This is a genomic window from Mesorhizobium sp. M0761, from assembly GCF_040320205.1.
Taxonomy (GTDB): domain Bacteria; phylum Pseudomonadota; class Alphaproteobacteria; order Rhizobiales; family Rhizobiaceae; genus Mesorhizobium.
The window spans coordinates 79,149-92,296 of record NZ_JAMYPF010000006.1; the positions used below are offsets into that span (position 1 = coordinate 79,149).

At 63.4% G+C, this 13,148-nt stretch carries 12 protein-coding genes and 1 pseudogene; 9 read left to right on the forward strand and 4 right to left on the reverse strand.

The window, feature by feature from the left end:
- Window positions 1-32 precede the first annotated feature (32 nt).
- The 8 genes from NKI32_RS11925 (at window position 33) to recQ (ending at window position 7,832) form a co-directional block, all read left to right on the forward strand.
- A complete protein-coding gene (locus NKI32_RS11925; protein ID WP_023684104.1) occupies window positions 33-1,010 on the forward strand; it encodes a TRAP transporter substrate-binding protein in 978 nt (325 codons plus the stop codon).
- Between the two features lie 70 nt (window positions 1,011-1,080).
- Entirely contained in the window at window positions 1,081-1,644 is a 564-nt protein-coding gene (locus tag NKI32_RS11930; RefSeq protein WP_023688890.1) for a TRAP transporter small permease, read from the forward strand.
- A complete protein-coding gene (locus NKI32_RS11935) occupies window positions 1,645-2,925 on the forward strand; it encodes a TRAP transporter large permease (protein ID WP_023684106.1) in 1,281 nt (426 codons plus the stop codon).
- Between the two features lie 38 nt (window positions 2,926-2,963).
- Complete coding sequence (locus NKI32_RS11940) at window positions 2,964-3,740, forward strand: FadR/GntR family transcriptional regulator (RefSeq protein WP_023668680.1); 777 nt, start codon at window positions 2,964-2,966, stop codon at window positions 3,738-3,740.
- Between the two features lie 23 nt (window positions 3,741-3,763).
- On the forward strand, window positions 3,764-4,621 hold the full coding sequence (gene kduI, locus NKI32_RS11945) for a 5-dehydro-4-deoxy-D-glucuronate isomerase (protein ID WP_353002688.1): 858 nt from the start codon (window positions 3,764-3,766) through the stop codon (window positions 4,619-4,621).
- A complete protein-coding gene (gene kduD / locus NKI32_RS11950; RefSeq protein WP_353002690.1) occupies window positions 4,618-5,385 on the forward strand; it encodes a 2-dehydro-3-deoxy-D-gluconate 5-dehydrogenase KduD in 768 nt (255 codons plus the stop codon). Before kduI ends, kduD begins: the two co-directional genes overlap by 4 nt.
- Before the next feature lie 10 nt (window positions 5,386-5,395).
- Window positions 5,396-5,734 carry a cupin domain-containing protein gene (locus NKI32_RS11955; protein ID WP_353002691.1) on the forward strand — a complete coding sequence of 113 codons (339 nt, stop codon included), beginning with the start codon at window positions 5,396-5,398 and terminating at the stop codon, window positions 5,732-5,734.
- A 265-nt stretch (window positions 5,735-5,999) separates the two neighbouring features.
- On the forward strand, window positions 6,000-7,832 hold the full coding sequence (recQ, locus tag NKI32_RS11960) for a DNA helicase RecQ (RefSeq protein ID WP_353002814.1): 1,833 nt from the start codon (window positions 6,000-6,002) through the stop codon (window positions 7,830-7,832).
- Here recQ and NKI32_RS11965 read toward each other — a convergent pair whose 3' ends face one another.
- The 3 genes from NKI32_RS11965 to NKI32_RS11975 all read right to left on the reverse strand — a co-directional run bounded on the left by NKI32_RS11965 (window position 7,833) and on the right by NKI32_RS11975 (window position 10,463).
- Window positions 7,833-9,179, reverse strand: coding sequence for an ATP-binding protein (locus tag NKI32_RS11965; RefSeq protein WP_502897941.1), 1,347 nt, complete (start codon window positions 9,177-9,179; stop codon window positions 7,833-7,835).
- On the reverse strand, window positions 9,176-9,913 hold the full coding sequence (locus tag NKI32_RS11970; protein WP_023715918.1) for a response regulator: 738 nt from the start codon (window positions 9,911-9,913) through the stop codon (window positions 9,176-9,178). The genes NKI32_RS11965 and NKI32_RS11970 overlap by 4 nt, the downstream gene beginning before the upstream one ends.
- A gap of 136 nt (window positions 9,914-10,049) precedes the next feature.
- Window positions 10,050-10,463, reverse strand: coding sequence for an organic hydroperoxide resistance protein (locus tag NKI32_RS11975; protein WP_353002692.1), 414 nt, complete (start codon window positions 10,461-10,463; stop codon window positions 10,050-10,052).
- A 235-nt stretch (window positions 10,464-10,698) separates the two neighbouring features.
- On the opposite strand from NKI32_RS11975, the pseudogene NKI32_RS11980 reads away from it, so the two are divergent.
- Window positions 10,699-11,746: pseudogene (locus tag NKI32_RS11980) on the forward strand (alpha/beta hydrolase).
- 345 nt (window positions 11,747-12,091) lie between these two features.
- Here NKI32_RS11980 and NKI32_RS11985 read toward each other — a convergent pair.
- Window positions 12,092-13,030, reverse strand: coding sequence for an AraC family transcriptional regulator (locus NKI32_RS11985; protein WP_353002693.1), 939 nt, complete (start codon window positions 13,028-13,030; stop codon window positions 12,092-12,094).
- Between the last annotated feature and the right edge of the window lie 118 nt (window positions 13,031-13,148).

Below are 13,148 nucleotides of genomic sequence, written 5' to 3' on the forward strand. Positions count from 1 at the left end.
GGCGCGTGGAATTTTAAGGGAGGAAGACAGTCATGTTGCATTTTTCAAAACTGATGGCAGCCACATTCGCCTTCGGCTCGCTGATGATCGGCGTTGCCGGCGCCCAGACCGTACTGCGCTCGGCCGACACCCATCCGGACGGGTATCCGACTGTCGAGGCGGTCAAATATCTCGGCGAGCTCATCAAGGAGCGCACCGCCGGCCGCTATTCGGTCGAGGTCTATCATTCGGCGCAGCTCGGCGAGGAAAAGGACACGATCGAGCAGACGCAGACCGGTGTCATCGATCTGAACCGCGTCTCGATGGGTCCGTTCAACGGCATCGTGCCGGAAACCGCGGTGCCGTCGCTGCCCTACATGTTCCGTTCGGTCGAGCACATGCGCCATGTCATGGACGGGCCGATCGGCGACGAGATCCTCAAGGCCTTCGAGACGCATGATCTGGTCGGCCTTGCCTTCTACGATTCCGGCGCCCGTTCCTTCTACAACACCAAGAAGGACATCACCTCGATCGCCGATCTGAAAGGCATGAAGTTCCGCGTCATCCAGTCCGACGTGTTCGTCGATATGGTCAACGCGCTTGGCGCAAATGCCACGCCGATGGCGTATGGCGAGGTCTATTCGGCGCTCGAAACCGGTGTCATCGACGGCGCCGAGAACAACTGGCCCAGCTTCGAATCCGCCAAGCACTACGAAGTCGCCAAGCACTATACCGTCGACCAGCACCAGATCGTGCCGGAAGTGCTGGTGATGTCGAAATCGAGCTGGGACAGACTGACGCCGGAAGACCAGGCGATCGTCAAGCAGGCGGCCAAGGATAGCGTCGTCAAGATGCGCGAATTGTGGGACGCGCAGGAGAAGAAGTCGCGAGAGATCGTCGAGAAGGCCGGCGTCAAGGTCAGCGAGATCGACAAGCAGCCGCTGATCGATGCGATGAAGCCGGTCTACGACAAGTATCTGAAGACGCCGGAGCTCAAGGACCTCGCGACGCGCATCCAGGCGACCAAGTGATTTTCTGGCGGGGCGGCATGGCGCCGCCCCGCCAATCGCTTTTAGGGGACGGAAAGACCGGGAGGATCGGATGACTGCGGGAACGGCCAGGAGCGGAGCGCCACCGCGCTTCAGCGCGGTGCTTTCGAAGATTTGCGACGGTGCGCTCTATCTCGCGGGCATCGGGATGGTCGCCATGACCGCGCTTGTTGCCTACCAGGTGTTTTCCCGCTTCGTGCTCAACGCGTCACCGAGCTGGACCGAAGTCACCGCCATCATGCTGATGAACTGGTTCATTTTCCTGGGCGCTGCCGTCGGCGTGCGCGAGAATTACCATATGGGCTTCGACGTGCTGCTCTACATCCTGCCCAAGGGCAGCAAGTGGGCGCTGCGCACCCTGTCCGACCTGATCGCGTTCGGCTTCGGCTTCGGCATGGTCTGGTACGGCTGCAAGCTGGTCGGGCTGACCTGGCGGACCATCATCCCGGCGCTCGAGCTTCCCGGCGGTTTCGACTATCTGCCGCTGGTCGCCGGCGGCTTTCTGATCTGCCTGTTCTCGGCCGAACGCATCGTGCTGCGCTGGTCCGGCGCCGACATCGACAAGGATATCAATCTCGAGGAAGTGCCGGAAATGCCGGCCGTGCAGGAGGCCTAGATGGAACTCTGGATCCTGTTTGGCGTCTTCACGCTTTTGATGTTTGCCGGCACGCCGATCGCCTTTTGCCTGGGTGCGGCGTCCTTCGCCACCGTGCTTTATCTCGGCCTGCCGCCCCTGGTGGTGTTCCAGCAATTGAAGTCGGGCATGTCGGCGTTCTCGCTGATGGCGATCCCGTTCTTCATCTTTGCGGGCGATCTGATGGTGCGCGGCGGCATCGCGCAGCGCATCGTTTCCTTTGCCGGCTCGCTGGTCGGTCATGTCCGCGGTGGGCTCGGTCAGGTCAACATCATCGCCGCGACGTTGTTCGGCGGCATTTCCGGCTCGGCTGTGGCGGAAGCCGCTGCCGTCGGCGGGCTGATGATCCCGCAGATGAAAGCGCGCGGCTACGGCGCCGACTATGCCGTCAACGTCACCTCGATGGCGGCGCTGATCGCGCTGCTTCTGCCGCCGTCGCAGAACATGATCATCTATTCGATCGCCGGCGGCGGCAAGATTTCGATCGCCGACCTGTTCACCGCCGGTATCCTGCCTGGTCTGCTGTTCGCCGCTTCGCTGATGGTCACCGCCTATTTCGTCGCCCGCAGCCGCGGCTACCCGGTCGAGGCTTTTCCCGGCTTCTCGCGTGTCGGCCAGCTGGCGGTCATCGCCATCCCCGGACTTCTGCTCATCGGGATCATCTTCGGCGGCGTTCGCTCGGGCATTTTCACGGCGACGGAAAGCTCCTGCATCGCCATCATCTACGCTTTGCTGGTCACCGTCTTCGTCTACCGGTCGATGGCCTGGGGCGATTTCGTCCATGCCACAAAGGGCGCGGTGCGCACGACCTCGATGGTGCTGCTGATCATCGGCACGGCGGCCTCGTTCAGCTGGCTGATGGCCTATCTAAAAGTGCCGGTGCTGCTGATCGCAGGCATGAACGCCATCTCCACCGATCCGCTGGTGGTGCTGCTTCTGCTCAACGTCCTGATGCTGCTGCTCGGTACCTTCATGGACATGGGGCCGATGATCATCATCTGCACGCCGATCTTCCTGCCGCTGGTCACCCATTACGGCGTCGACCCCGTGCATTTCGGCGTCATCACCATCCTCAATCTCGGCATTGGGCTCAACACGCCACCGGTCGGCACGGTGCAGTTCGTCGCCTGTGCCGTCGGCAAGATTACGGTCTGGGAAGCGATGCGCTCGATCTGGCCGTTCTATGGCGCGGGCATCGTGGTCCTGGGGCTGGTCACCTATATTCCGGCGATTTCGCTCTGGTTGCCGAGCGTGTTCAAATAGGGCGTCTTCAAATAGACGTCTTCAAACAGGGGTGCGATATGGCATCGGATAGCGCTGTTGATCTCAGGGTCGAGAGAAAACCCAAACTGTCGGAGACCGTCGTCGCAGCGATCCGCAAGCAGCTGCAGGCGGGCGAGATCCTGCCCGGCTACAAATTGCCGACCGAAGGACAACTGACCGAGACCTTCGGCGTCAGCCGCACCGTCATCCGCGAAGCGCTGGCCAAGCTCGCCGCCGACGGGCTGGTCGAGGCGCGCCAGGGCGCAGGCGTGTTCGTCACCGAGCACATCTCAACGATGTTCGGCGCGCTCGCCGCCGACATGGGCAGCAAGGATTCCATCGCGCTCAATGTGCTCGAAGTGCGCCTGGCCGTCGAAATCGAATCGGCCGGGCTCGCCGCCATTCGCCGCAACGCCGCGCAGGAAGCAGCGATCCAGGAAGCGTTCTTCGAATTCGAACGGCTGCTGCTCAACAGCGAGCCGACCGGTCCGGCCGATCTCGCCTTCCACCGGGCAATCGCCAGCGCCACCAACAACCCGTTCTATGTCGAGATGCTCGATGTGCTGGGCCGCCGCGCCATTCCTTGCGACGTGACCTCGCCCTGGTCGACCGAACTGGTGCAATCCGACAGCTATCAGCGAGGGCTGCAACGCGAGCATCTGGTGATCCTGAATGCGATCACCTCAGGCGACGCCGAAGCCGCGCGCGAGGCGATGCGCGCTCATCTCACCGCCAGCCAAGAGCGCTACCGCGAGCGGCTGCACGCCCGCCAGGTCTACTACGCCGACTCGGTCAAGGCGTCGGCAACCAAATAGCCATTCATTCAGCTGGAGCAGCAATGACTCAAAGTCACCCGCATACCGATTTCACCTCGCGTTTCGCCATCGACCCGGTCGCCGCTGCTTCCATGGGCACCGACGAACTGCGTCACAATTTCCATATTGACGACCTGTTCCAGCAGGGACGCATCAGCCTGACCTACACCCACTATGACCGCATGATCGTCGGCGGCGCCGTGCCGGCTGCGGCACAACTGCCGCTGGAGGCGATCAAGCCGACGGGCACCAAGAATTTTCTCGACCGCCGCGAGTTGATCATCGTCAACATCGGCGGCGCCGGCTCGGTGACGGCAAATGGCGAGGCCCACAAATTGCAGGCGCGAGACATGCTCTATCTCGGCATGGGCAGCACCGACGTTGCGTTCGCTTCGGCCGATGAGGGCGCACCGGCCAAATTCTATCTGCTCAGCGCGCCTGCGCATCACACCTATCCCAACCGGCTGATCCGCATCGGCGATGCCAAGCGCCTCGATCTCGGCAGCAAGGAAACCTGCAACGAACGCTCGATCTTCCAGTTCATCCATGCCGATGGCGTCAAGACCTGCCAGTTGGTCGTCGGCCTGACCCAGCTGGCGCCGGGCTCGGTGTGGAACACCATCCCTTGCCATGTGCATGACCGGCGCATGGAGGCCTATCTCTATTTCGACCTGCCGGAGACGGCGCGCGTCTTCCATTTCATGGGCGAGCCGGACGAAACGCGGCATCTGGTGATGGCCAACGAGGAGGCGGTGCTGTCGCCGGGCTGGTCGATCCATTCGGGGGCCGGCACCTCGAACTATGCCTTCATCTGGGCGATGGCCGGCGACAATGTCGACTACACCGATGTCGACCCGGTGCCGCTGGGTGAATTGCGTTGAGCGGCCCTTCCTCCTTCAGCCTGGCCGGCAAGCGTATCCTGGTCACCGGCGCGAACACCGGCATCGGCCAGGGCATCGCCGGCTCGATCGCGCGCGCCGGCGGCACCGTCATCGGTGTCGGCCGCTCGGCGATGGACGACACGGAAAGACAAGTCGCGGAAGCCGGTGGCCAGTTCGAGGCGGTGCGATGCGATCTTGCCGACCATGCGGCCGCCAAGGCGATGCTCGACCAGGTCTGGGAAAAGACCGGCCCGATCGACGGGCTGGTCAACAATGCCGGCATCATCCGCCGCGCCGATGCGGTCGATTTCTCGGAAACCGACTGGGACGACGTCATCGACGTCAATCTGAAGACGCTGTTCTTTTTGAGCCAGGGTTTTGCCAGGCGCGTGCTGGCCGATCCGGGCCGGCGCGGCAAGATCGTCAACATCGCCTCGGTGCTGAGTTTCCAGGGCGGCATCCGCGTCGCGTCCTACACCGCGTCGAAACATGGCGCGCTCGGCATAACCCGGCTGCTGGCCTGCGAATGGGCGGCAAAAGGCATCAACGTCAACGCGATTGCGCCCGGCTATATCGAAACCAACAACACCGAGGGGTTGCGCGCCGATCCCGACCGCAGTGCTGCCATCCTGGCGCGCATTCCGGCGGGACGTTGGGGCGGGCCGGAAGACATAGGCGATGCCGCCGTGTTCCTGCTGGCGCCAGCGTCCGACTATATGCATGGCGCGGTGGTTCCCGTGGACGGCGGCTGGCTGGCGCGATGAGGAGATGGTCATGATTGAAGCCAAGATTTTCGCACAGCCCGGCGAGAGCGCCTGGACGCCGACGCCGGACGGCAACAGACGCCGCGTTCTCGTCTCCACCGATGAGCTGATGATGGTCGAGTTCGGCTTCGACAAGGGCGGCGTCGGCGCACTGCATTCGCACCCGCATGTCCAGGCCAGCTATGTCGCCGAAGGTCGCTTCGAGGTGACCATCGACGGCCGCACCGCGACCATCGAGACCGGCGGCAGCTTCATCGTGCCGTCCAATCTGGTGCACGGCGTCAAGGCGCTGGAGGCCGGGCGCCTGGTCGACAGCTTTACCCCGAACCGCGCCGATTTCCTGGCCTGAACCTTTTTCGGCAATTCCAGAAACAGGAAACCCGCGCCTCTTGGGGAGGCGCGGGCTGTTGCCTGTGCGCTCGTGGCGCAGCGGTACTCGAAACATTGCCGCAGGGTTGGACGGTGCCGCAACATGGTGAAGATTAGGTTTAACGATGCCAATCAGGTCGATCGCCGGTGGGGTGTTGCTGCTGCTTGTTGTGGTCACGCAGGGGCTGCGCTAATCGTTCTGTCCACGCCGCTGCTTCGGGCGGCCGATCGCAAAAAAATCAGTGATGCAGATATCGACGACAAGCGTGCCGACGCACGATCCCAAACGGCGCGTCCTCAAGGACGTGTTCGGCTTCGACGATTTCCGTCCCGGACAGGCCGCCGTGATGGAGGCGCTGCTTGGCGGCCGCCATGTGCTGGCCGTCATGCCAACGGGTGCCGGCAAATCGCTGTGCTACCAGGTTCCGGCGCTGGTCAAGGGTGGGCTGACCATTGTCGTTTCGCCGCTAGTGGCGCTGATGCAGGATCAGGTCGCGGCACTGCGCCTCGCCGGCGTCGCCGCCGATACGATCAATTCCTCGATCGACCGTGATGCCAATGTCGCGGCATGGCGCCGCGTCGCGTCGGGCCAGACGCGGCTGCTCTACCTCGCGCCGGAACGGCTGATGACCGAGCGGATGCTGGATGCGCTTGCCAGGCTCGATGTCAGCCTGATCGCCATCGACGAGGCGCATTGCATTTCGCAGTGGGGGCCGGCGTTCCGGCGCGAATATGAAGACCTGTCGCAGCTGCGTGGCATCTTTCCCGACGTACCGATCATTGCGGTGACGGCGACGGCGGACGAGACGACGCGGGCAGACATCGAGAGACGGCTGTTTGGCGGGCGTGTCGAAACGCAGGTGCTTGGCTTCGACCGGCCCAACATCAAGCTTGCCATCGAGCCCAAGCAGGACAGCAAGCGGCAGTTGCTCAATTTCATCGGGCGCCATCAGGGGCGCAGCGGCATCGTCTATTGCCTGTCGCGCAAGAAGACCGAAGAGATGGCGGCATTCCTCGAAAAGAACGGCGTGACCGCGCTCGCCTATCACGCCGGGATGAGCAAGGAGGCGCGTGATGCCAACCAGAACGCCTTCATGACGCTGTCGGGCGTCGTCATGGTGGCGACCATCGCCTTCGGCATGGGGATCGACAAGCCTGATGTCGCCTATGTCTTCCACACCGACCTGCCGGGCAGCCTCGAAGCCTATTACCAGGAAATCGGCCGCGCCGGTCGCGACGGCCGGGCGGCGGAGGCGCATATGCTTTACGGCCTTGGCGACATCCGCATGCGCCGCATGTTCATCGACGACGAGGACGCCGCTGTCGAACACAAGCGCCGCTCGCATGGCCGGCTCGATACGCTGATCGGCTATTGCGAGACGGCCGAGTGCCGCCGCCAGGTGCTGCTCGGTTATTTCGGTGAAGAGGCGGTCCCTTGCGGCAATTGCGACAATTGCCTGGAACAGGCGCCGCGCGCCGACGGCACCGCCGAGGCGCGCCTCATCCTGGCGGCGGTGGCGCAGAGCGGCGAGCGCTTCGGCGCCGGCCATGTCATCGACATCCTGATCGGCCACGAGACTGAAAAGATCGCGGCAAGGGGGCATCACAGGCTGGCAGCCTTCGGCAATGGCGCCGCGCACAAGAAGGATTTTTGGCAATCTATGATTCGCCAGCTGGTCGCGAACGGTTTCCTGATGCCGGACCCGGCCGGCCATGGCGGGTTGGCCATCGCGGACAAGGGCCACGCACTCGGCCGGGGCGAGGTGCCGTTCCAGTATCGGGTCGAGATGCGCACGCGCGCCGCGCGCCGCGCGGCTCGCGCCGGGCAGAGCCCTCAGAGCGAAAATGTCGATGCGTCGCTGCTCGCGGCGCTCAAGACGGTGCGGCTGCGGCTGGCCAAGGAACGTCAGGTGCCGGCCTATGTGGTGTTTTCGGATCGTACACTGATCGACATGGCCGAGCGTCGTCCGCAAGACCTCGACGATTTTGCCGAAGTGAATGGCGTCGGCGCCGCCAAGCTCAAGGAGTTCGGCAAGGTTTTTCTGAGCGCCATTGCCGAACATCAAGCTGGCGGGTGACTACGCGTTGCGGCTCGCCTGCATCCGATCTGGCAAATGGATTTCGGCGATCAATCCGCCGCCGCTTCGGTTTTTCAGCTCCAGCCTGCCTTCGATAGCAAGCGACAATTGATAGGCGATTGCCAGGCCTAATCCGGCGCCTCCGCTGCCCCGGTTTCGCGATTGCTCGAGGCGGAAGAACGGTTGCAGGACCGCTTCGAGCTGGTCTTGCGGAATGCCGGGGCCGCGATCGAGCACACTTATGACGACGTGGTCTCCAAGCCCTTTTGCCGCCAGGACTTCCGCCTTGCCGGCAAACTTCAGCGCATTGTCGACGAGGTTGGTGAGGATGCGCCGCAGCGCTTGCGGGCGCGTCACCACCGCGGCATCGATTTCCGCACCGGCCGACACGGCCTTGCCGGTGTCCTGGTAGTCGTACACCAGGCTTTCGACGAAGGAGCCGAGGTCGATCCGCGACGGCTTTTCGAGGCTGCCGCGGGCACTGCGGGCATAGGCCACGCCCTCATGCACGAGGTTCTCGATCTCGGCCAGATCGTGCATCAGCTTCTCTTTCCCCGGCGTCTCGTCCGACAGTTCGGCGCGCAGCTTCATGCGCGTGATCGGCGTCTGCAGATCATGGGAGATCGCGGCAAGGATCTGCATGCGCTCTTCGAGGTGCTCGGCAATGCGCTCGCGCATCGAATTGAAGGCGGTCGCCGCATGCGCGACTTCCAGAGGCCCTGATTCGCTCAAGCGCGGCGTGGGCTTACCCGGATCGAGTGTGTCGGCGGCGTTGGCCAGATCGACCAGCGGACGGATGACCAGACGGACGGCGAACCAGCTGCACAGCACGAGCAAAAGCAGCTGCGCCACCAGCACATAGGGCAGCCATCGCGCCAGCGGCATCAGCGAGGGGTGGACATCGATGGTCAGCGGTGCGCCATCGCTTAGCGTCAAATGCGCCTGAAGACGGTTTCCGTCAGCGGGAATGGCCTCGACCCTCACTAGGAAACGCGGGCCGGCTGCAGCGCTTATGGTCGCGCCTATCAACGGGCCTCTGCCGGTCAGCTCGGGCACGCCCGGCACTCCCGGTCCCAACACATAGCGATAGGTGTTCCGGTCGAGCAGCGGCAGCCATTGCGCCCGTTCCGCCGCGGGAACGCGGTCGAGGATGGCGATCGCAGCCTTCACATCCCTGTCCAGCGTATCGGTCATGATCGTCTGGGCCGAGGCGAAGCGCTCTGCGATCAGGAGCACAAAGGAAAGACCCTGCGCCACGATCAGGCCGGCGAGCAGGATCAGGAACAGCCGGGAGCGCAATGTGCGCGGCCAGGGCCGGAAGCGCTGCAATGTCGCCATCTGGCTCAACCCGGCTCGCTGATTTCGACAGGCATCGACAGCACATAGCCTTCGCTGCGAACCGTCTTGATGTAGGCCGGTTCGCGCGCATCGTCGCGCAGGCGCTGGCGCAGGCGGCTGACCAGCAGGTCAATGGAGCGGTCGAAGATCTCCGCTTCGCGCCCCTGCGTCAGGTTGAGCAGCTGGTCGCGGTTCAGGACACGCTGCGGATGGTCGACGAAGACGCAGAGCAGCCGGTATTCGGCGCCGCTGAGTGCGATCGCGGTGCCATCCTCGTCGAGAAGGTGACGTGCCACCGTGTCGAGACGCCACGCACCGAATTTCAGCAGACGCCCGGTCTCCGTCACCTGGAGATTTGGCGGCAGCATGCGGGTTCGCCGCAGCACCGCGTTGATGCGGGCCAGAAGCTCGCGCGCGGCGAAAGGTTTCACCAGATAGTCATCCGCGCCCAGCTCCAGGCCGATGATCCGGTCTGTTTCGTCGTTGCGGGCGGTCAGCATCAGGATAGGCGTTGCCTTGTGCTTGCCGGCGCGCAATTGCCGGCACAGAACGAGGCCGTCATCGCCGGGCATCATCACATCGAGGATGATGAGGTCGACGGAATCCGTCTCGAGGAAGGCGCGCATCTGCCGGCCGTCCGGCACGGCGGTGGCGCGCAGGCCGTTCTTCTTGAGATAGCCCGAGACCAGCTCGCGGATTTCGCGATCGTCATCGACGATCAGGATGTGATCGACATGATCCATCGTGGATGCTTCCTGTCTTCTTCGCCCGATGTCACCTGTACATTTTCCCTAGGGAAAGTGCATCAAGTGCCGCCGGCAGTGTATCCGCGAGACGCGACAAGCTGCCGGCAGCGATGCCGTTGTTTTTGCCAGTTGGCTAGACCAGCTCGATCGTGACGACGATGTTACCACGCGTCGCCTTGGAGTAGGGGCAGGTCTGATGCGCGGCATCGACCACGGCGCGGGCAGTTTCCCGATCCACACCGGGAAGGCTGACATTGAGACGGGCCTGCAGCAGATAGCCGCCCTCTGATGTGGTCAGGTCGACTTCGGCATCGACGGCGACATCGGACGGCAAGGCGACATTCATCTTGCGTGCCGCCAGGCCCATGGCGCCGATGAAGCAGGCCGACCAGCCGGCGGCGAACAACTGCTCCGGATTGGTGCCGGCGCCGGTTCCGGGCGGTGAAAGCTTGATGTCGAGGTGGCTGTCCGAGCTGCGGGATGCACCGTCGCGGCCGCCCGTGGTGTGGGTCTTGCCGGTGTAGAGAACTTTTTCGATCGTCGTCATGGGATAATTTCCTTGAGGGAGGGATAGCGTTGAGCCGCGATAGCCCGGAGGCCAGCGACATCCGCATAAGAGGCAAGCGACGTATCCCGATTGTGTGCTGATCGGCTGGAAATGTATCGCAATGTATCTGAGCGCCGGCTTGCTACATCCGCTTTCAATTTGAACGGATGGGGACACATGCGAGATACACCGCGGCCATTCTTTCCAGCAGGTATCAAATCAGTAGGAGAAATCCATGACCGACGAAATCAACCACGACCGCCGCCGCTTCTTTGGTACGGCGGCTCTGACTATCGCTGCCGCCGGCATGGTCGGCTCGACCGGCGCGTTAGCCGGCACGGCAAAGGCGGCGACCCTGCCCACGGTCAAGCCAGGGACGAACACGACCTTCGCCGCGCTGAAGCAGATCAAGGCCGGCGTCCTCGATATCGGCTATGCCGAGGCTGGTCCGGCCGATGGGCCGCCGGTCATTCTCCTGCATGGCTGGCCCTATGATATCTACGCCTTTGTCGAAGTCGCGCCGCTGCTGGCGTCGGCGGGCTACCGGGTGATCGTGCCCTATCTTCGCGGCTATGGCACGACGCGCTTCCTGTCCGCCGAGACGATGCGCAACGGCCAGCAATCGGTGGTCGCCCAGGACATTGTAGCCCTGCTGGATGCGCTCGGTATCCCCAAGGCTATCCTTGCCGGTTTCGACTGGGGCGCGCGCTGCGCCTGCATCGTTGCGGCGCTGTGGCCGGAACGCGCAAAGGCGCTGGTCTCGGTGAGCGGCTATCTCGTCAGCAACATCAAGACCGGCAAGGTGCCGCTGCCGCCGAGCGCCGAGCATGAGTGGTGGTACCAGTTCTATTTCGCCACTGAGCGCGGCGCCGCCGGTTACGACAAATACCGGCATGATTTCGCCAAGCTGATCTGGCAGACGGCGTCACCGAAATGGAATTTTGACGACACCACTTTCGACCGCAGCGCCGCCGCCTTCGACAATCCGGACCACGTCGCCATCGTCATTCACAATTACCGCTGGCGCGGCGGGCTGGCGGGCGGGCCACCCGCAATATGATGAGCTCGAAAACCGGCTTGCCGGTGGCCCGATCATCGGCGTGCCGACAATCACGCTGGAGGGCGACGCCAATGGCGCGCCGCATCTTAACCCAAAGGCCTATCGCAACAAGTTCTCGGGCAAATATGAGCATCGGACGATCGCGGGCGGCATCGGCCACAATCTGCCGCAGGAAGCGCCGCAGGCTTTCGCCCAGGCCCTCATCGACGTCGACAGCTATTGATCCTGTCGCTGGAAACGAAACGGGCGGCCAGTGGCCGTCCGTTTGTGGGAAGACACGAAGCGCCTCCTAGACAGTTCTGGTGAAGGGTTTCACAGAGGCGGCCGTAGATACAGCTAATATGCCCGAATTCAGCGAAGGCAATAGACCGCCATTCGTATTGCGTTCGCTGAGCTTCGGGCGACGTTTACAGCTTGCATGAAACGAACGGGGCGCGCCGAATTTTCGGCGCCCGTCTGGCTATGGGAGCAGGGCATGGACGAGAACAATCTGGCGATGTCGTTCACCGAGCTTCGTTCGCGCTACAGCCTTTAAGGGCAAGGTGATCAAGGCGATCGGATCGCCGCCTCAGGCGGCTTCGCGATCGGCCTGCGCAGTCAGGTCCGGCTCCCGGCGGCTGTACTGCCGCGGCGAACAGCCCATGACGCGCTTGAATGCCGTGCTGAAGGCGCTTTCGGATTCGTAGCCGAGCGCCAGCGCGATGACGGAGACGGGATCGCCGGAATGCATCAGCCTGTCGCCGGCCAGCATCATGCGCCAGCGCGTCAGATAATCCAGGGGTGAGGCCCCGACCGTCTGCTTGAAGCGCAGGGCAAAGGTCGACCGTGACATGCCGGCGCGTTCCGCCAGTTTTTGCAATGTCCAGCCATGTGCAGGGTCCTCGTGCATGGCGCCGATCGCCGCGCCGATCTGCCTGTCGGTCAGCGCGAACAGCCAGCCGACATTGCCTTGCGCCGTCATATGCAGGCGCAAGGCGTCGATCAGGATCATGTGGGCGAGGTGCTCGACGATGAGAAAGCCGCCGGGGCGCCGCTGGCGCAATTCCTGCATCATCCGCTCCACCGGCCAGCGAAGCGCCGAATGGCCGCTCTCGCCGCGGATGTGGACGATGGGCGGCAGCATCCGCAAGAGGATGCCGGCATGGTCGCCGGACAGCGTGAAGCGACTGCTGACCAGGAGGAAATCGCCGCCGCCATTATGGACGGTGATGCCGCCGGTCCGCGCCGGTGAAAAGATCGTTCGCGCATCGACCGTCGGCAGGCCGAGATCGCTGGCAAGGCGGAAAGGCCGGCCGCGCGGCAACAGGAAGCAGTCGCCCACGTCCAGCCGCACCGCGTCGGGGACGCCCTCGACCGACAGCCAGCATCGGCCGGACACCACGGCGCCGCATTTGATGGCGGCCTGCTGGTCGGGAAACTGGATCGCCCAGTCGCCACCGGTTTCCAGCCCAGCCGACAGGTAATTGCGCGGCTTCAGTAGCGACAGCACGTCTGACAGCGGATCCATGAGCGTTCTCGGACGATTGCGAAGATATCTCGGATTTTACAGCATAGATCGTATGATCTCAAACTTCTATCTCCTTCGCGACGGGCTGCCTGTACGGCCCTCGACAAGAACCAAGGAG